Here is a 16,829-nt window from a genome sequence, read left to right on the forward strand (position 1 = left end):
GACACGATCCGGTGCTTAATCCGTCAAGAAGTTCGTCTCAGCGTCTGCGTTCGGGGGTTCCCCGGAACGGAGCAGCGATGCCGGGATCCACGGCGAACGGGCGGCGATTCGTCGGCTGATCGGATCAGCTCTGCGTAACACGCAGCTCAGAGCGTTGGCGGCGGCTTCCCGGAGCCTGGCGCTCTCCGCACTATTGCGGCCGGGCGGCGTCGTCAGGAGCACAAGCGCCGTCGGCCAGATCAACGAGAGAAGCCCGTGGGAGTTGGTGTGATTTAGGTCACACTGTAGCAGGTGGGCGCCCCGATCGACGCTTTCGGGTGTCCCCCACACCACTAGCGCGGTCCCCAGGACGAGTCTGGACTTGAGGGTGTGTCGCATTGCGCCGGCGGTCTCGGCGTGGTGGAGGGCCGCTTCGGCGGGTGCCACCGCTCGCTGCGCGTGACCGTCGGCCAGCTCGATCTCGGCGGCGACCCAGCCGTGGCGGACCCGCGGGCGCCAGTGGTGCGGGGTGACGCGGGCGTGGAGGCGGCGGGCTTCGGCGGTGCGGCCCGCGCCCAGGGCGTCGGCGGCGAGACCCAGGAGAGCGTCGGCGCGGGCACCGACGATGTCTATGCCGTCCGGATCGGTCGCAGCGGTCGGCTCGGCTTCCGCAGCGGCGGGCTGGGCGGCGGCGGGCTCGGCAGCGGCTGACTGGGCGGCGGCGGGCTGGGCGGCGGCGGGCTGGGCGGCGGCGGGCTGGGCGGCGGCGGGCTGGGCGGCTTGGGCGGCGGAGAGGGCCAAGGCGTCGAGGGTGCGGGCGGCGGCGTGGCCACCCAGTTGGCGGCGGTGCGAGGCGAGGGTCGAGGCCGCCAGGGAGACGATCAAGTGATCACCGGACCGGAGGAGCGGACCGAGCGCGGTCGCCGCCGCCGCGTAGTGCCCCTGGCCCCCGAGCACGACCGCCGCCAGCCACCGCTCGCGCGGCGTCCCGGTCAGCGCCCACCAGACGTCCGCGCCCGGCCGGTCGCCGAACGCCGCCGCACGCAGCACGTCCTCCATGAGGACACCGTATGCGCTGGACCAGGTCGGCAGACCGACGCGTTCGAGGATCCCGCGAGCCGCCCGCCGGGTCAGCAGACCGCGCGTTCGATGGCGTCCGCCGCCTCGGCGAGGCCGTTGATCCGCTCCGCGGGCGACGGGACCACCCCGCGCTCCCACCCCGGCCCGCCGACGAACACCCGCACCTGCTGCCGGGTGCGCGGCAGGGCCGTCACCGCACCCGGATCGGCGTAACGGGGCAGTTGCGCCCACAGGACCACCGCGGCGGGCGCGGTCCGGCGCACGGCCGAGGCGAGGGCGTCCAGCGGGAGGGCGGCGCCGAGCTGGCGGATGCCGATCCCCCGCTCCGCCAGCACCGCGGCCAGCGGGTAGAGCGGCAGGTTGTGCCGCTCCTCGGGCATGCAGGCCAGCAGCACCGGCCGGTGGTTGCGCGGCTCGGCGACGATCGGGGTCGCGCGGACCATCGCGGCCAGCACGCACTCGTCCAGCAGGTGCGACACCTCGACCCCCGCGCCCGAGTGCTCCCAGCGCGCGGCGATCGCGGCGAGCACCGGCCGGACGACGTCGTCCCAGGTGGCGACCACGCCGTCCTGCGCGATCGAGTCGGCGAGCAGCACCTGGACGGCGGCGGAGTCCATCGCCAGCGCCGCCCGCCCGACCCCGCGCGCGAGCCGGCTCGCACCCGGCAACTTCAGCCCCCGGCCGCCCGCGGGCGGTGAGCCGGTGTCGAACTCGCCGCCGGTCAGGACGGGCGGCGGCGCGACGGTCTTGCGGACCAGACGAGGGTGCGGGACGGGCGTGGCGAGGGCGTACTTGGCGGCCTCGGCGCTGGACGCGCCGCGCAGCAGCGCCCGTTGCATCAGTTCGAGCCGGGCCACGTCGTGCGGTGCGTACTTGCGGTGTCGCCCGGTGGTGTGATCACTGGGTCCGAGGCCGTACCGGCGGTCCCACGTGCGCAAGGTGGCGGGCGCGACGCCCAACCGCCGCGCCACCGCGGCCACCGACAGGGTCACCGAATGCGCGGGATCGTCTTCCGCCGCAACGGTTTCCTGGGCGCCGTCGGACGGCGCCGCGGTGGGCTCGGGGGGCGTCATCACGCTGACATCGTCCGTTCACCTGACGTCACGGGCAACTCCGGGGGTGTCCCCCGCTGATCACCCATCGAATGAATTGCGGAATAAAGGGCGCCGACCCCCTTGAACAAGTTTTGGCGCGGTTCTACGGTGGATCATCGTTAAGCCGAATGGAGCAGTTCTCGTCAGTGGGCCAAGGAGGCGGTCTCGATGGCGGACACCCGAAGGCTTCCCGGTCCCAACGCCGACCTGTGGGACTGGCAGATGCGCGGCTCGTGCCGCGGGATGGACAGCGCGTTCTTCTTCCACCCGGACGGTGAACGCGGTCCGGCACGGGCGCGGCGGGAGGCACGGGCCAAGGCCGTGTGCCTGACGTGCCCGGTGCTGGAGATGTGCCGGCGCCACGCGCTGGCGGTGCAGGAGCCGTACGGCATCTGGGGAGGTCTTTCGGAATCCGAGCGGGACAGCATCATCAAGGCCCGCAAGCGGCAGCCCGCGATGGCCTGACGCAACCGGGGAAGACCACCTCCGGCCGGAGGGGCGGCGCTCCGCACGCCGCCCCTCCGCCACGTCCGGGGCGGCTGCGGTGCAGGTGGGAGGGGTGGCGGGGTCGGGACAGACCGGCAGCGGCAGCGGGGCGGCGGCTCGGCAGCGGCAGGCCCAGCGGCACTGACGCGGTGGGCTCGGCGGCGGCGGCACGGCGGCGGGCTCGACGGCTCGGCAGCGGCGGGCTCGGCAGCGGCGGGCTCGGCGCGGCAGCTGGCGGCGGCGCGGCGCTTGGCGGCGGGCAGGCAGGCGGCGGCGCGGCTGGTGTGGGCGAGGCGGCGGGCGCGGTGAGCGAGGCGGCGTGAGGGCGGTGGCGTGAGGGTAGGAAGGCGGGGTGGGTGGCTTGCGCGGGCGTACCCCCGGTTCGAGTGCCCCCTGCTGCACAGCCAACCACGGGGGTACGACAGTTCGGCCGGATCACCGCGGGAGCTCAGCCGGATCGTCGTGGGAGCGAGTGCCCGGACATGCGGAAGGGGCGGCACCCACGGCGGGTGCCGCCCCTTCGAGCAGCGTGGAAGCTCGTCGACCTCGGCGCGACCTCGGCGGGCGCGACCTCGGTGCGACTACGGCGCGACCTCAGTGGCCGTGGCCGTGACCGTGGCCGTGGCCGGCTGCGGCGGGCTCCTCTTCCTTCTTCTCCACGACGGCGCTCTCCGTGGTGAGCACCATGCGCGCGATGGAGGCCGCGTTCGCCACGGCCGACCGCGTGACCTTCACCGGGTCGATGATCCCGGCTTCCAGCAGGTCGCCGTAGGTCAGCGTGGCCGCGTTGAGGCCGAAGCCCCAGTCCTGCTCGCGGACCTTGTTGACCACCACGGCGCCCTCCAGGCCCGCGTTGGCCGCGATCCAGAACAGGGCCGAGCCCAGGGCCTCGCGCACGACCGCGACGCCGGTCGCCTCGTCACCGGTCAGGCCCAGGCCGTTGTCCAGCACCTTGGACGCGTGCACCAGCGCCGAACCGCCGCCGGGCACGATGCCCTCCTCGACCGCAGCCTTGGTCGCCGCCACCGCGTCCTCGATGCGGTGCTTGCGCTCCTTCAGCTCGGTCTCGGTGGCCGCGCCGACCTTGATCACCGCGATGCCGCCGGACAGCTTCGCCAGGCGCTCCTGGAGCTTCTCGCGGTCCCAGTCGGAGTCGGTGGCCTCGATCTCGCGGCGCAGCTGCTCCGCGCGACCCGCCACGTCGGCCTTGGTGCCGGCGCCGTCGACGACGGTCGTGTTGTCCTTCGACACCACGACGCGCCGCGCGGAACCCAGCACGTCCAGGCCGGACTCGGACAGCTTCAGGCCGACCTCGGCGGAGACGACCGTGGCGCCCGTGACGACGGCGAGGTCGTCCAGGAACGCCTTGCGGCGGTCGCCGAAGTACGGAGCCTTGACCGCGACCACGCGCAGCGTCTTGCGCAGGGCGTTGACCACCAGGGTGGACAGCGCCTCGCCCTCGACGTCCTCGGCCACGATGACCAGCGGCTTGCCGGCCTCCGCCACCTTCTCCAGCAGCGGGAGCAGGTCGGCCAGGGCGCTGATCTTCTCGCGGTGCAGCAGGATGCGGGCGTCCTCGAACACCGTCTCCTGCGCCTCGAGGTCGGTCGCGAAGTGCGCCGAGATGTAGCCCTTGTCGAACTGGACGCCCTCGGTGATGGCGAGCTCGGTGGCCATCGTCGAGGACTCCTCGACGGTGATCACGCCGTCCTCGCCGACCTTCTCGATGGCCTCGCCGAGCAGGTTGCCGATCGACGCGTCGCGCGAGGACACGGTGCCGACCTGCGCGATGTTGTCGCGGCCCTTGACCGGGGTGGCCTTGGCCTTGAGCGCGTCCACGACGGCGTCGGCGGCGGCCTGGATGCCGCGGCCCAGCGACGTCGGGTTGGCGCCCGCGGCGACGTTGCGCAGACCGACGCGCACCATCGCCTGCGCCAGGACGGTCGCGGTCGTGGTGCCGTCGCCGGCGACGTCGTTGGTCTTGGTGGCGACGCTCTTGGCCAGCTGCGCGCCCAGGTTCTCGAACGAGTCTTCCAACTCGATCTCGCGGGCGATGGTCACGCCGTCGTTGGTGACGGTCGGCCCGCCGAACTTCTTGTCCAGCACGACGTGCCGGCCGCGCGGACCCAGGGTCACCTTGACCGTGTCCGCGAGCTTGTTCACGCCGCGCTCGAGCGCCCGACGAGCGTCCTCGTCGAAGCTGATCTGCTTGGGCATTACCTAGCCTCTCTCAGATGCGCGGAACGCCCCGGGGTGCCCCCGGTGAACCAGGGTGGCCCGCCGGGGCGTTCTCCACGTGTGGCGGCCAGAACGTCAGTTGATGACGGCCAGCACGTCGCGGGCGGAGAGGATGAGGTACTCCTCGCCGTTGTACTTGACCTCGGTGCCGCCGTACTTGGAGTAGATGACGACGTCGCCGACAGCCACGTCCACGGGGATGCGGTTGCCCTTGTCGTCGATCCGGCCGGGACCGACCGCGAGGACCTTGCCCTCCTGGGGCTTCTCCTTCGCGGTGTCCGGGATCACGAGGCCGGAAGCGGTCGTGGTCTCGGCCTCGCTGGCCTGGACGACGATCTTGTCCTCGAGCGGCTTGATGTTCACGCTCACCGGGCTGACCTCCACGGTCGTCGAAAGCGTTGGCAGGTTGCGTTTACGGCTCCTGCCACCCCGCCGTCGCGGGGGTCGGGGCGGTTGCTGGTGCCGTGCATCTAGCACTCTACCCAGGCGAGTGCCAACGCTTCAACGACCCCCGTCACTCGTCCGGGCACTGTGCCGGCCGACCACGGGCGGGCGCGGTCGGGTGTGGTGGCGCTCACGGGCCGGTCGTCTGGCGGTCGGGTGGTGTTCACCCGGGGGTGAGGCTGGTGGGCGACGGTCGGCGGCATGAGTGCTGTGACGCGACGGACCCTGCTCATCGGTGGCGTTGCCCTGGCCACGGCCGGGGCCGGCTTCCCCGAGCTCGACAACCCCTTCACCCTCGGCGTGGCCAGCGGCGACCCGCGCCCGGACGGCGTGGTGCTCTGGACCCGCCTCGCCCCGAACCCGCTGGACGAGGACGGTCTCGGCGGCATGCCGAACCGGGTCGTGCCCGTCCACTGGGAGATCGCCGAGGACGAGCGGTTCCGGCGGATCGTGCGCCGGGGCACCGAGGTCGCCCGCCCGCAGGAGGCGCACAGCGTCCACGTCGAGCCGTTCGGCCTGCGGCCCGGGGCCGAGTACTTCTACCGGTTCCGCGCCGGCGACCACATCTCGCCGGTCGGCCGCACCCGCACCGCGCCCGCGCCGTGGGAGCTCCAGGACCTGACCATGTGCTTCGCCTCCTGCTCGCACTTCGGCGAGGGCTACTTCACCGCCTACCGCCGCCTCGCCGAGGACCACCCGGACCTGGTCCTGCACCTGGGCGACTACCAGTACGAGTACGCCGGCAAGGCCGCCGACGTCCGCACCGTGGTCGGCCCCGAGACCCGGACCCTGGCCGACTACCGCCTCCGCCACGCCCAGTACAAGACCGACGCGGACCTCCAGTCCGCCCACGCGGTCGCACCCTGGCTGGTCGTCTGGGATGATCATGAAATCGAGAACAACTGGGCCGACGAGGTGCCCGAGCAGCCGGACCCGGCCTTCCCCGACCGGCGCGCGGCGGCGTTCCAGGCGTACTACGAGAACATGCCGCTGCGCCGGTCCGCCCGCCCGGACGGCATCGACATGCAGCTCTACCGCCGCGTCCAGTGGGGCGCGCTGGCCAACTTCCACATGCTCGACACCCGCCAGTACCGCGACGACCAGGCGTGCGGCGACGGCTGGAAGATCTGCACCGAGGCCGGCAACCCGACCCGCACCATCACCGGCGCGGACCAGGAGGCGTGGCTGCTGGACGGGTTCCGCCGCTCCCGCGCCCGCTGGGACGTCCTGGGCCAGCAGGTCTTCTTCGCCGAGCGCGACCGCAAGGACGGCCCGGACAAGGAGGTGTCGATGGACTCGTGGGACGGCTACCTGGCCTCGCGCGATCGGATCACCCGCGGGTGGGTCGAGGCCGGCGTCCGCAACACCGTCGTGCTGACCGGTGACGTGCACGCCGCCTACGCCGCCGACATCAAGGCCGACTGGGCCGACCCGGCGTCGTCGCGGACCGTCGGGACGGAGCTGGTCTGCACGTCCGTCACCTCCGGCGGCGACGGCAACGACACCGTGGACCAGACCCAGCTCCGGCTCAACCCGCACATCAAGCTGCACAGCCGGCGGCGCGGCTACGTCCGCACCCGATTCACCGCCGCGGAAATGCGCGTCGATTTCCGTTCGCTGCCTTTCGTGCGGCAGCCCGGGGCGGAGGCGACGACGCTCAAGTCGTTCGTCGTCGAAGATCGCAACCCCGGGCTGAACGCCGTTTAATTCCGCTTCTTGATCACCTCGTGGAGGGCGGTCCAGCTGTCCCTGCCGCGCCCGGCGTCGATCGCGCGCCGGTAGAGCGACTGGACCGCCCTCGGCAGCTCCGGGTCCAGCCCGGTGGCCTCGGTCGTGCCGACGATGTGGTCGGCGGTGGCGCCCATCATGATGACGTTCGCCTGGTCGCCGGGGTGCTGCCCGGTGTCCAGGTGCTCGACCGTCTCGTCCAGGTACATCGCGATCGAGGTCAGGTTGTCCCGCAGGTACGGGGCGAACGCGGCGGCCGGGACGCCCGCGGTCTTCACCAGGGCGAGGCTGTGCAGCATCCCGGCCAGCGCGGTCAGGAAGTAGTCCAGCTGCGCCTGGTAGAACAGCTGCGCCAGGGAGTGGTCCTCGCCCAGGTACTCCGGCCGGCCGAGCAGCGCCAGCACGTCCTTGTGCGCCTGGAAGACGTGCTCGGAACCGCTGTAGAACACGTAGGCGCCCTCCGCGCCGACCAACGGCGCCGGCGCCATCACGCCGCCCACCAGCAGCTCGGCACCTCGTTCGGCGAGGCACGCGGCGGCCTTCAGGGTCTTCTCCGGTGTGTCGGAGCTGAGGTTGACGACGGTCTTCCCGGCGAGGTCGACGTCCCGGAGGACGTCGTCCATCGCGGCGTAGTCGGTCAGGCTGAGCAGGACCAGTTTGGCGGCCTCCACCGCGTGCGCGGGGCTCTCGGCGCGGGTGGCGCCCAGCGCGACCAGGTCGTCGGCGCGGCTCGGGGTGCGGTTCCAGACCGTCACCCGGTGGCCGTGCGCGAGGAACGTGCGGACCATTGCCTGGCCCATCGGGCCGAGGCCGATCAGGGTCAGCGGCGTGCTCATCTGTCTCCCTCTGTCGGTTGGTGCGACCAGGCTGTCCGGCGGCGCTGCCGATCGGCTGCGGGTTCGCTGCTGGTTGACTTCGGGGCGTGCGATTCGGCGTGCTGGGGCCACTGGCGGTGTGGACGGAGGATGGGACCCCCGTGCGGGTGCCGGAGGTGAAGGTGCGGGCGTTGCTCGCGCGGCTCCTGGTCGCCGAGGGGCGGCCGGTCCCGGTGGACGCGCTGGGCACGGCGCTGTGGGGCGCGGCGCCCGCCGTCGGCAACACGTTGCAGACCAAGGTGTCCGCGCTGCGCAAGGCGGTGGGGCGGGACGCGGTCGTGTGGCAGCCGCCCGGGTACGCGGTGCGGTACTCGTGGCTGGACCTGGCCGAGTTCCGGGCGTTGGCGGCGGCGGGCAAGTTCGACGAGGCGCTGGCGCTGTGGCGGGGTGAGCCGCTGGCGGAGTTCTTCGAGGGGTTCGCGTCCGGTTTCGCGCGGCGGCTGGAGGAGGAGCGGCTGGCCGTCGTGGAGGACCGGGCGGAGGCGCGGCTGGCCGCGGGGCAGCCGGTGGCGCTGGAGGAGGAGGTGGCGCGGCACCCGCTGCGGGAACGGTTGCGGGGGCTGCACATGCGGTCGCTGTACCTGGCGGGGCAGCAGGTCGAGGCGCTGGAGAGCTTCGCGTCCTACCGGCGGGTGCTGGCGCGGGAGCAGGGGTTGGAGCCCGGGCCGGAACTGGTGGCTTTGCAGGGGACTTTGCTGCGACACGAGATCCGCCGGCCGCGCACGAACCTGCCCGCGCCGGTGACGTCGCTGGTGGGGCGGGATGCGGCTGTCGCGGCGGTGGGTGCGCTGCTGGGGTCGTCGCGGTTGGTGACGTTGACCGGGCCGGGTGGGGTGGGCAAGACCAGCCTGGCGGTGGAGGTGGCGCGGTCGTTGGGGGACGACGTGGCCGACGGGGTGTGGCTGGTGGAGTTGGCCGGGTTGGAGCGCGCCGGCGAGGGGTTGTTGGAGGAGGTCGGTGGCCTCCGGCCCCCGATGCCATTGTCCCACGCGGGTACGACGAATCCTGGGCTTGGCGGGCTGAGCAGCAGTGCGCTCGCGGGTGGCGAGCGGGCTGGGGCGGATGGCGAGCGGGCCGAAGTGGGTGGCGAGCGGGCTGCGGCGAGCGGTGAGCCGGCGGCGGGGGCTCGGGCTGCGGTCGGTGGTGAGCGGGTCGCTGGGGCGGTGGCTGCTGTGTTGGGGGTGCGGGAAGAGGTTGGGGTGGGGATGTCCCTCGGGCTGGAGGACCGGGTGGCGGAGGCGTTTCGGGGGCGGGACGTGCTGGTGTTGGACAACTGCGAGCGGTTGGTGGGGGCGGTTGCCTCGTTCGTGTCGCGGTTGTTGCGGGTCGCGCCGCGGTTGCGGGTGTTGGTGACCAGCCAGGAGCCGTTGGGGGTCGCCGGGGAGGTGGTCTGGGTGGTGCCGCCGTTGGAGCCCGCCGATGCCGTCCGGTTGTTCGCCCAGCGGGCGGCGGCGGTGGCGCCCGGGTTCGTGTTGACGCCGGAGGTGGAGGGGGTTGTCGAGCGGATCTGTCGCAAGCTCGACGGGTTGCCGTTGGCGTTGGAGCTCGCCGCCACGCGGGTCCGTGCGCTGGGCGTGACCGAGCTGTTGGAGCGGCTGGACGACCGGTTCCGGCTGCTGTCCGCCGGACCCCGGGACGCGCCGGCCCGTCAGCGGACCCTGCGGGCGATGATCGACTGGAGTTGGGACCTGCTCGGGCCTTCCGAACGGGCCGTGCTGCGGCGGCTGGCGGTCATGGTCGAGGGGTGCGACCTCGCGGCGGCCGAGGCGGTCTGCGCCGGGGACGGGGTGGACGACGTGCTGGAGGCCCTGACCCGGCTGGTCGACCGGTCGCTGGTGGTGGTGGCGGGTGGTGATCGGCCGCGGTACCGGCTGTTGGAGTCCGTGGCCGACTACGGGCGTGAGCGGCTGGTCGAAGCGGGCGAGCTGGACGCGGTGCGGGCGCGGCACGCGGAGCACTTCCGGGCGGTGGCGCGGCGGGCCGATCCCGAGTTGCGCGGGGCCGACCAGCTGACGTGGTTGGCGCGGCTGGACGCCGATGCGGCCAACCTGCGGGCCGCCGTGGCGGGTGACGCCGACGCGGCGCGGGCGTTGGCCTGGTACTGGTTCCTGCGCGGCCGGATCGGGGAGGCTCGGGACGCGTTGGACGGGCCGTGGCGGCTGGGGTTCGAGGTCCTCGCCGGCGGGCCGGTGCGGGACCCGGGCGTCGTGGCGGACCCTCGGGCGCGGTGGTTCCTCGGGTACGTGTTCTCCACGGTCGGCGACATGCCCGCCGGGGAACGCCTGACGGACTCGGCGTTGGCCGAGTTCACCGCGAGCGGTGACGAGTGGGGCGTGGCGGCGGCGCTGTCGGACCGGTTCAGCCAGGCGATGGGGCGCGGCGACTTCACCTCCGCGCGGGACGCCGCCGAGCGGGCCGACCGGGCGTTCACCGCGCTGGGCGACCGGTGGGGCCGGCTCCAGGCGTCGTTCGCGCTCGGCACGCTCGCCCAGCTGCGCGGCGACTACGAGACGGCCGCACGCGTGCACCGGCGGGGGCTGGAGATGGCGCGGGAGCTGTCGTCGTGGCCGGAGGTGTCCTACACGCTGTCGTGGCTGGGCCGGGTGGCGTTGCTGACCGGGGACTTCGCGGAGGCCCGCGCCCGGCACGAGCAGGCCCGCCGGATCGCCGCCGACCACGGCTTCTCCCCCGGCGAGATGTACGCGGAGATGGGGTTGGCACTGGTCGCGCGGCGGGCCGGGGACCTGGACGAGGCCGACCGGCTCCTGACCCGGCTGCGGGACTGGCACCGGCGGATCGGCTTCGAGGCCGGGGCGACGCTGGTGTTCGCCGAGCAGGGCTTCGTGGCCGAGCAGCGGGGGGACGTCGCGGAGGCGCTCCGGCTCCAGGAGGCCGGGTTGGCGCTGGCCCGGCAGGTCGGCGACCCCCGGGCGGTGGCGCTGGCGCTGGAAGGGCTGGCCGGGGCGAAGGCGCTGGGCGGCGAACACGAGGAAGCGGCCCGGCTGCTCGGGTCGGCGGCGGCGCACCGGCTGTCGGTGGGCCTGCCGCTGCCGGCCGGCGAGCGCTTCGACGTCGACCGGATCACCGCCGCCGCCCGGGAGGCACTGGGCGGCGAGCGGTTCGACCGGGCCTTCGAGGACGGGGCGGCCGGAGCGCTGTGATCAGGGGCGCCGCGGAAGGCGACCGTCCCGCCTGTTCGGGTCAGAAGATCTGCACGGTGCCGACCGGGAGGCCCGGCACGGTGGACAGGTCGAGCGGGGACGGCTTCGCGCCCGCCGCGACCAGGTGCGCGCCGAGGGCGGCGATCATCGCGCCGTTGTCGGTGCACAGCCGGGGGCGGGGCACGCGCAGCTCGATGCCCGCCTCCGCGCAGCGCTCCGCCGCCAGGCCCGACAGCCGGGAGTTCGCCGCCACACCGCCGGAGATCACCAGGGTGTCCACGCCGAGGTCCTTGCACGCCCGGATGGCCTTGGCGGTCAGCACGTCCGCCACCGCCTCCTGGAACGACGCCGCCACGTCGGCCAGCGGGACCTCCTCGCCCGCCTTCTCCTGCCGCTCGACCCAGCGGGCGACGGAGGTCTTCAGGCCGGAGAAGGAGAAGTCGTACTTGGCGTCCCGCGGACCGGTCAGGCCGCGCGGGAACGCGATGGCGCACCCGTTGCCCTGCTTGGCCAGCTTGTCGATGGGCGGGCCGCCCGGGTAGGGCAGGTCCAGCAGCCGGGCGACCTTGTCGTAGGCCTCGCCGGCGGCGTCGTCCACGGTGGAGCCGATCTCGGTGATCTTCTCCGCCAGGCCCTCCACGAGCAGGAGCTGGGAGTGGCCGCCGGAGACCAGCAGCGCGACGCAGCGCTTGGGCAGCGGACCGTGCTGGAGGGTGTCGGCGGCGACGTGCCCGGCGAGGTGGTTGACGCCGTAGAGCGGCTTGTTCAGAGCGGCGGCGTAGGCCTTGGCGGCGCTCACGCCGACCAGCAGGGCGCCCGCCAGGCCCGGACCGGCGGTGACCGCGATCGAGTGGACGTCGGACAGCTCGATGCCCGCCTGCTCCACCGCGCGGCGCATTGTCGGCACCATCGCCTCCAGGTGAGCGCGCGACGCCACCTCCGGGACGACGCCGCCGAAGCGCGCGTGCTCCTCGACGCTGGAGGCGACCTCGTCGGCGAGCAGCTCCAGCGCCCCGTCCGGGCCGAGCCGGACGATGCCGACGCCCGTCTCGTCGCACGAGCTTTCGATTCCGAGGATGAGCCGGTCAGTCACGGTTCGCGGGCCTTCCCATCGTGTACGCGTCGGCACCCGACGGCTGGTAGTAGCGGCGGCGCACGCCCAGGTGCTCGAAGCCGTGCGCCAGGTAGAGCGAGATCGCGGGCACGTTGTCCGTGCGGACCTCCAGGAACACCGGGAGGCCGAGGTCGTCGGCCTTGGCCAACAGGGTGCGCAGGAGCGTCTTGCCGACGCCGGCGCCCTGGTGGGCCCGGTCGACGGCGATGGTGTGCACGCTGGACTCGAAGTCGGTGAGCGCCAGGCCGGCGTAGCCGATCAGCTGGAGTGAGGCCGCGTCGGCGCCATCCAAGACCGCGCCGTCCGAGGCCAGGTAGGCGCCGACGTAGAAGTTGCCGTGGTCGAGTTCGCTGTGGAACGCGTTCTCGCTCCACGGGTCGTCGCCGGGGAACAGGTCCTGCTCGATCTCGGCGCACCGCGCGGCGTCCTCGTGCCGCAGCGGGGCGATCGTGACCGTCCGAGGGGTCATCTGGTCACCCGCTTGCGACCCACGGGCTCGACGGCGTCCGGTCGGCGCAGGTAGAGCGGGGTGAGGGCGGCCGGACGGGCGCCGGCGAGGAGTTCCTCGGCGGCTGCGGCGACCAGGGAGACCGGCGACGGGTACCGGGCGTCGACCGTGGGCAGGCCGAGGACGTCGGCGTAGATCTCCGCCCCCTCGCCCGCCGCGCCGGCGACGGCGGGCAGCTTGGCCCGGACGTCCGCGGGCTTGTCCACGTGCGGGCCGTCGGTGCGGCGGCCGGCGGCGTCGTAGGCGGCCCAGTAGACCTCCTTGCGGCGCGCGTCGGTGGCGACCAGCAGCGGCGCGCCGGTCGCCGCGTCGAGCGCGATGGCGTCCGGGGTGGGCACCGGGTAGACCGGCCGGTTGAGCGCCTGGCCGAGGGCGGCGGCCGTGACCAGGCCCACCCGCAGGCCGGTGAACGGACCGGGCCCGGACCCGCACACGATGGCGTCCAGGTCCCGGAGGGTGTGACCGGCTTCGGCCAGGGCCTCCTGGAGGTGGGGCGTCAGCAGCTCGCCGTGCGCCTTCGCGTTCACCGTCACCCGCTGCGCGAGCAGGCGGGGCGGCGCGTCGGGCGTCAGCTCCACCACTCCGGCGGTGACGGCGGGGGTCGCGGTGTCCAAGGCGAGCACTAGCACGGTGGTCAAGGGTACGGGTGTCGTGCGCGTGGCCTGAAGCACACTGGACTTGACGTGGGCGTCAAGGCGGAGGATCGGCAACGTGCGCATCGGAGAACTGGCACGGCGGGGCGGGACGACGACCCGGGCACTGCGCTACTACGAGTCGTTGGGACTGCTGACGGCGCGGCGCGGGGCGAACGGGCAACGCGAGTACGACGAGGCCGACCTGCGGTTGGTCTCCGAGATCCGCTCGTTGACCGGCATCGGCTTCGCCCTGGAGGACACCCGGCCGTTCGTGGAGTGCCTGCGCGACGGCCACGCCAGCGGTGACGAGTGCCCGGCGTCGGTGGCCGTGTACCGGCGCAAGCTCGCCGAGCTGGACGAGTGCATCGAGCGGCTGGAGGCCGCCCGGAGCCGGGTGCGCACGCAGTTGGCGGAGGCGGAGAAGAGGAGTCGGCCGTGCGCACGTTGACGGACGAGACGTTCGGCGAGGCGGTCGCCGGCGACACGGTGCTGGTGGAGTTCACGGCCGCCTGGTGCCCGCCGTGCCGGATGATCGAGCCGGTCCTGGCGGAACTGGACGCCGAACTGGAGTCGGTGACCTTCGCGAAGATCGACACCGACGCGAACCCGCGGACGGCCCGGGACCTGGGGATCATGGGCATGCCCACGTTGCAGCTGTACCGGGACGGTGCGCTGGTGGCGCAGCTGGTGGGGGCGCGGCCGAAGGCCCAGCTGCTGAAGTGGCTGGAACCGCACCTGTGACCGGCTGAGGGTGGTCCGGAGCACAGTTGGGATGCGGCCGGCTGTGTTCTTGGTCAAGGTGGGTGGATGTTGCTGCCCGCTTTGGCCGACCCGCCCGCGAAAGTGGCCGTCCGGTTCCCCGATCAGGAGTTGACCTACGCCGAACTCGCCGCTCGGGCGCGGCAGGTGGCGTACGGGCTGGTCGGGAAGCGGCGGATCGCCGTGTGGGCGCGGTCGGACGTGCGGACCTGCGTGGTGGTGGTCGGGGCGTTGTTGGCCGGGGTGCCGGTGGTGCCGCTCAACCCCAAGGTGGGTGAGCGCGAGCTCGCGCACATCCTGGCCGACAGCGCGCCTGACCTGGTGGTGGACGACGAGTTGCCGTCCGGTGTCGAGGTGCCGTTGCCCGAACCCGACGCGGAAGCCCCGGCCCTGATCGTCTACACCTCCGGGACGACCGGACCGCCCAAGGGCGTGGTGCTGCCGCGGCGGGCGTTGGCGTCGAACCTCGACGCGTTGGCCGCCGCCTGGGAGTGGACCGCCGACGACGTGGTGGTGCACGGGTTGCCCCTGTTCCACGTGCACGGGCTGGGGATCGGGGTGCTCGGGCCGTTGCGGCGGGGCGGGACGGTGCACCACCTGGGCACGTTCAGCGTGGACAAAGCGGCCGAGGCGATGGCGTCCGTGGGCACGATGATGTTCGGCGTCCCGACGATGTACCACCGGATCGTGCAGGCTCCCGAGTTCGCGGGGGCGTTCGCGAAGGCCCGGCTGCTGGTGTCCGGCTCCGCCGCGCTGCCCGCGACCGTGCACGAGCGCATGGCGGAGTTGACCGGGCAGCGGGTCGTCGAGCGGTACGGGATGACCGAGACGCTCATGAACACCAGCGTGCGGGCGTCCGGGGACCGGCGGCCGGGCACGGTCGGGTTGCCGCTGGACGGCGTCGAGGTGCGGGTCGTCGGCGACGAGCCGGGCGAGATCGAGGTCCGGGGGCCGAACCTGTTCCTGGAGTACCTGAACCGGCCGGACGCCACCCGGGACGCCTTCGTGGACGGGTGGTTCCGCACCGGGGACCTCGCGGTGGTCGAGCCCGACGGGTACCTGCGGATCGTGGGGCGGCGGGCCACCGACCTGATCAAGAGCGGCGGCTACAAGATCGGGGCGGGCGAGATCGAGAACGCCCTGCTGGAGCACCCCGGGGTCGCCGAGGTGGCGGTGACCGGCGAGCCTGACGACGACCTCGGCGAGCGGGTGGTGGCCTGGGTCGTACCCAGCGGGGTGACGACCACCGGCGACGAACTGGCCGACCACGTGGCACGCCTGTTGACGCCGCACAAGCGGCCCCGAGTGGTCCGGTTCGTGGAATCGTTGCCGCGCAACGACATGGGCAAGGTGTTGAAGCGGGAGCTGCGGTGAACCCGCTCGGCTGGCCCGGGTACGACGACCAGCTGCGACGGGCGCGGGAGCGGACCGGGAACGCGGAATCCGTGTCGTGGCGGCGGGACGCCGACGCCGTGGTGATCGCGTTCGACTTCCGGTTCCTCGGCGGATCGGTGGGCACCGCGACCGGCGCGGTGATCGAAGAGGCGTTCGGCGAGGCGCGGGCACGCGGGTTGCCGGTGGTGTCCTCGATCGCGACCGGCGGCAGCCGGATGCAGGAGGGGATGCTGTCCCTGCGGCAACTCCAGCGCGTGGCCCGGCTGTGCGCGGCGCACCGGGAGGCCGGGTTGCCGCACGTCTCGGTGCTGCGCGACCCGACCACCGGCGGGCTGTGGGCATCGCTGGGCGCCGGCGCGGACGTCGTGGTGGGCGTCGCCGGGGCGCAGGTCGGGTTCGCCGGGCGGCGGGTGCGACCCGAGGACAGTCCGGCCTACACCGCCGAGGGGCAGTTCGCGGCCGGTGTCGTGGACGTCGTGGTGACCGAGGACGCCGTGGACGACCTGGTCCGGCGGCTGCTCGGGTTGCTGGTGGGCGGGTCGGCGGTGCCGGCCGAGGTGCCTCGGGCACTGGGCGCGGTCGACCTGCCGGCGGACGGGTGGAGTGCCGTGGAACGCGCGCGGTCGGCGGCAAGGCCCCGGGCCGCGCGGTACCTGGACGACTACTTCGAGGACCGGGTCGCACTCAGCGGCGACCGGGCCGGAGGCGTCGACCCCGGGCTGCTGTGCGGGATCGGGCGGCGGCACGGGCGGTCGGTCGTCTACATCGCCCAGACGGGCACGGCGACCACCCCGGCCGGGTACCGGACCGCGAGTCGGCTCATCCGGCTGGCCGGGCGGTTGGCACTGCCCGTGCTGACCCTGGTGGACACACCCGGAGCGGCCAACGACGCCGCCGCCGAACGGGCCGGGGTGGGCGCCGCCATCGCGGAGCTGTTCGGGGTGGTCGCGGAGTCCCGCGTGCCGATCACGACGCTGGTCGTCGGCGAGGGCGGGTCGGGCGGGGCGCTGGCGTTGTCCGCGCCGGAGCACACGTGGATCGCGCCGGACGCGTATTTCTCGGTGATAGCGCCCGAGCTTGCCGCCGCGATCCTCAAGCGGGAGGACGTGCGGGAACTCGCCGACGACCTGAGGCTACGACCCCAGGACCTGGTTCGGCTGGGTGTCGTGCGTGGGATTGCCGAGCCGTAGGGCACTGTTCGCCTGACCCACCACTCGACCGCCGCGTGCTTTCCCGCCGAAGGCGCGCCGTTTTTCCGCCGAAGGCGCGCTTTTCCGCCGAAGGCGTTACGCCCGAAGGGCGGGGGCTCTTGCGTTCCGCCAAGCGGCAGCGA

15 protein-coding genes are annotated in these 16,829 nt (G+C 73.5%); 7 read left to right on the forward strand and 8 right to left on the reverse strand.

Annotated features, from left to right (window positions below):
• Positions 1 to 15: 15 nt before the first annotated feature.
• Together WBN91_RS29555 and WBN91_RS29560 are read right to left on the reverse strand one after the other, a co-directional pair.
• On the reverse strand, positions 16 to 1,038 hold the full coding sequence (locus tag WBN91_RS29555) for a hypothetical protein (RefSeq protein WP_337727574.1): 1,023 nt from the start codon (positions 1,036 to 1,038) through the stop codon (positions 16 to 18).
• 71 nt (positions 1,039 to 1,109) lie between these two features.
• The gene (locus tag WBN91_RS29560) at positions 1,110 to 2,132 is read right to left on the reverse strand and encodes a MerR family transcriptional regulator (protein WP_337727586.1); all 1,023 of its coding nucleotides are present in this window, start codon (positions 2,130 to 2,132) and stop codon (positions 1,110 to 1,112) included.
• Between the two features lie 189 nt (positions 2,133 to 2,321).
• On the opposite strand from WBN91_RS29560, the gene WBN91_RS29565 reads away from it, so the two are divergent.
• The gene (locus tag WBN91_RS29565) at positions 2,322 to 2,618 is read left to right on the forward strand and encodes a WhiB family transcriptional regulator (protein WP_121225031.1); all 297 of its coding nucleotides are present in this window, start codon (positions 2,322 to 2,324) and stop codon (positions 2,616 to 2,618) included.
• A 615-nt stretch (positions 2,619 to 3,233) separates the two neighbouring features.
• Here WBN91_RS29565 and groL read toward each other — a convergent pair.
• Both groL and groES read right to left on the reverse strand, forming a co-directional pair.
• Complete coding sequence (gene groL, locus WBN91_RS29570; RefSeq protein ID WP_337727575.1) at positions 3,234 to 4,856, reverse strand: chaperonin GroEL; 1,623 nt, start codon at positions 4,854 to 4,856, stop codon at positions 3,234 to 3,236.
• A gap of 96 nt (positions 4,857 to 4,952) precedes the next feature.
• Complete coding sequence (gene groES / locus WBN91_RS29575; protein ID WP_158844728.1) at positions 4,953 to 5,246, reverse strand: co-chaperone GroES; 294 nt, start codon at positions 5,244 to 5,246, stop codon at positions 4,953 to 4,955.
• Between the two features lie 276 nt (positions 5,247 to 5,522).
• On the opposite strand from groES, the gene WBN91_RS29580 reads away from it, so the two are divergent.
• Positions 5,523 to 7,028 carry an alkaline phosphatase D family protein gene (locus tag WBN91_RS29580; RefSeq protein ID WP_337727576.1) on the forward strand — a complete coding sequence of 502 codons (1,506 nt, stop codon included), beginning with the start codon at positions 5,523 to 5,525 and terminating at the stop codon, positions 7,026 to 7,028.
• Here the strand turns inward: WBN91_RS29580 and WBN91_RS29585 are convergent.
• Complete coding sequence (locus WBN91_RS29585) at positions 7,025 to 7,885, reverse strand: NAD(P)-dependent oxidoreductase (RefSeq protein WP_337727577.1); 861 nt, start codon at positions 7,883 to 7,885, stop codon at positions 7,025 to 7,027. The two genes, WBN91_RS29580 and WBN91_RS29585, sit on opposite strands and share 4 nt — an antisense overlap.
• An 86-nt stretch (positions 7,886 to 7,971) precedes the next feature.
• Between WBN91_RS29585 and WBN91_RS29590 the strand changes: the two genes are divergently transcribed.
• The gene (locus WBN91_RS29590) at positions 7,972 to 11,085 is read left to right on the forward strand and encodes a BTAD domain-containing putative transcriptional regulator (RefSeq protein WP_337729416.1); all 3,114 of its coding nucleotides are present in this window, start codon (positions 7,972 to 7,974) and stop codon (positions 11,083 to 11,085) included.
• A gap of 40 nt (positions 11,086 to 11,125) precedes the next feature.
• Here the strand turns inward: WBN91_RS29590 and tsaD are convergent, their stop codons facing one another.
• From tsaD to tsaB, 3 genes are read right to left on the reverse strand one after another with little or no spacing between them, the layout of a single operon-like run.
• The gene (gene tsaD / locus WBN91_RS29595) at positions 11,126 to 12,178 is read right to left on the reverse strand and encodes a tRNA (adenosine(37)-N6)-threonylcarbamoyltransferase complex transferase subunit TsaD (RefSeq protein ID WP_337727579.1); all 1,053 of its coding nucleotides are present in this window, start codon (positions 12,176 to 12,178) and stop codon (positions 11,126 to 11,128) included.
• Positions 12,171 to 12,668 (reverse strand): ribosomal protein S18-alanine N-acetyltransferase, encoded by a 498-nt coding sequence (rimI, locus tag WBN91_RS29600; protein ID WP_337727580.1) that lies wholly within the window; start codon positions 12,666 to 12,668, stop codon positions 12,171 to 12,173. The genes tsaD and rimI overlap by 8 nt, the downstream gene beginning before the upstream one ends.
• Complete coding sequence (gene tsaB, locus WBN91_RS29605; RefSeq protein ID WP_337727581.1) at positions 12,665 to 13,336, reverse strand: tRNA (adenosine(37)-N6)-threonylcarbamoyltransferase complex dimerization subunit type 1 TsaB; 672 nt, start codon at positions 13,334 to 13,336, stop codon at positions 12,665 to 12,667. Before tsaB ends, rimI begins: the two co-directional genes overlap by 4 nt.
• 82 nt (positions 13,337 to 13,418) lie before the next feature.
• Between tsaB and WBN91_RS29610 the strand changes: the two genes are divergently transcribed.
• From WBN91_RS29610 to WBN91_RS29625, 4 genes are all read left to right on the forward strand, one after another.
• Positions 13,419 to 13,790, forward strand: a complete 372-nt coding sequence (locus tag WBN91_RS29610) for a MerR family transcriptional regulator (RefSeq protein ID WP_337727582.1) — start codon at positions 13,419 to 13,421, stop codon at positions 13,788 to 13,790.
• Positions 13,778 to 14,083 carry a thioredoxin family protein gene (locus tag WBN91_RS29615; protein WP_337727583.1) on the forward strand — a complete coding sequence of 102 codons (306 nt, stop codon included), beginning with the start codon at positions 13,778 to 13,780 and terminating at the stop codon, positions 14,081 to 14,083. Before WBN91_RS29610 ends, WBN91_RS29615 begins: the two co-directional genes overlap by 13 nt.
• Before the next feature lie 66 nt (positions 14,084 to 14,149).
• Entirely contained in the window at positions 14,150 to 15,475 is a 1,326-nt protein-coding gene (locus WBN91_RS29620) for an acyl-CoA synthetase (protein ID WP_337727584.1), read from the forward strand.
• Positions 15,472 to 16,686, forward strand: coding sequence for a carboxyl transferase domain-containing protein (locus WBN91_RS29625; RefSeq protein WP_337727585.1), 1,215 nt, complete (start codon positions 15,472 to 15,474; stop codon positions 16,684 to 16,686). The genes WBN91_RS29620 and WBN91_RS29625 overlap by 4 nt, the downstream gene beginning before the upstream one ends.
• Positions 16,687 to 16,829 lie beyond the last annotated feature (143 nt).

The organism is Saccharothrix sp. CCNWYY140 (assembly GCF_037401995.1).
Classification (GTDB): domain Bacteria; phylum Actinomycetota; class Actinomycetes; order Mycobacteriales; family Pseudonocardiaceae; genus Actinosynnema.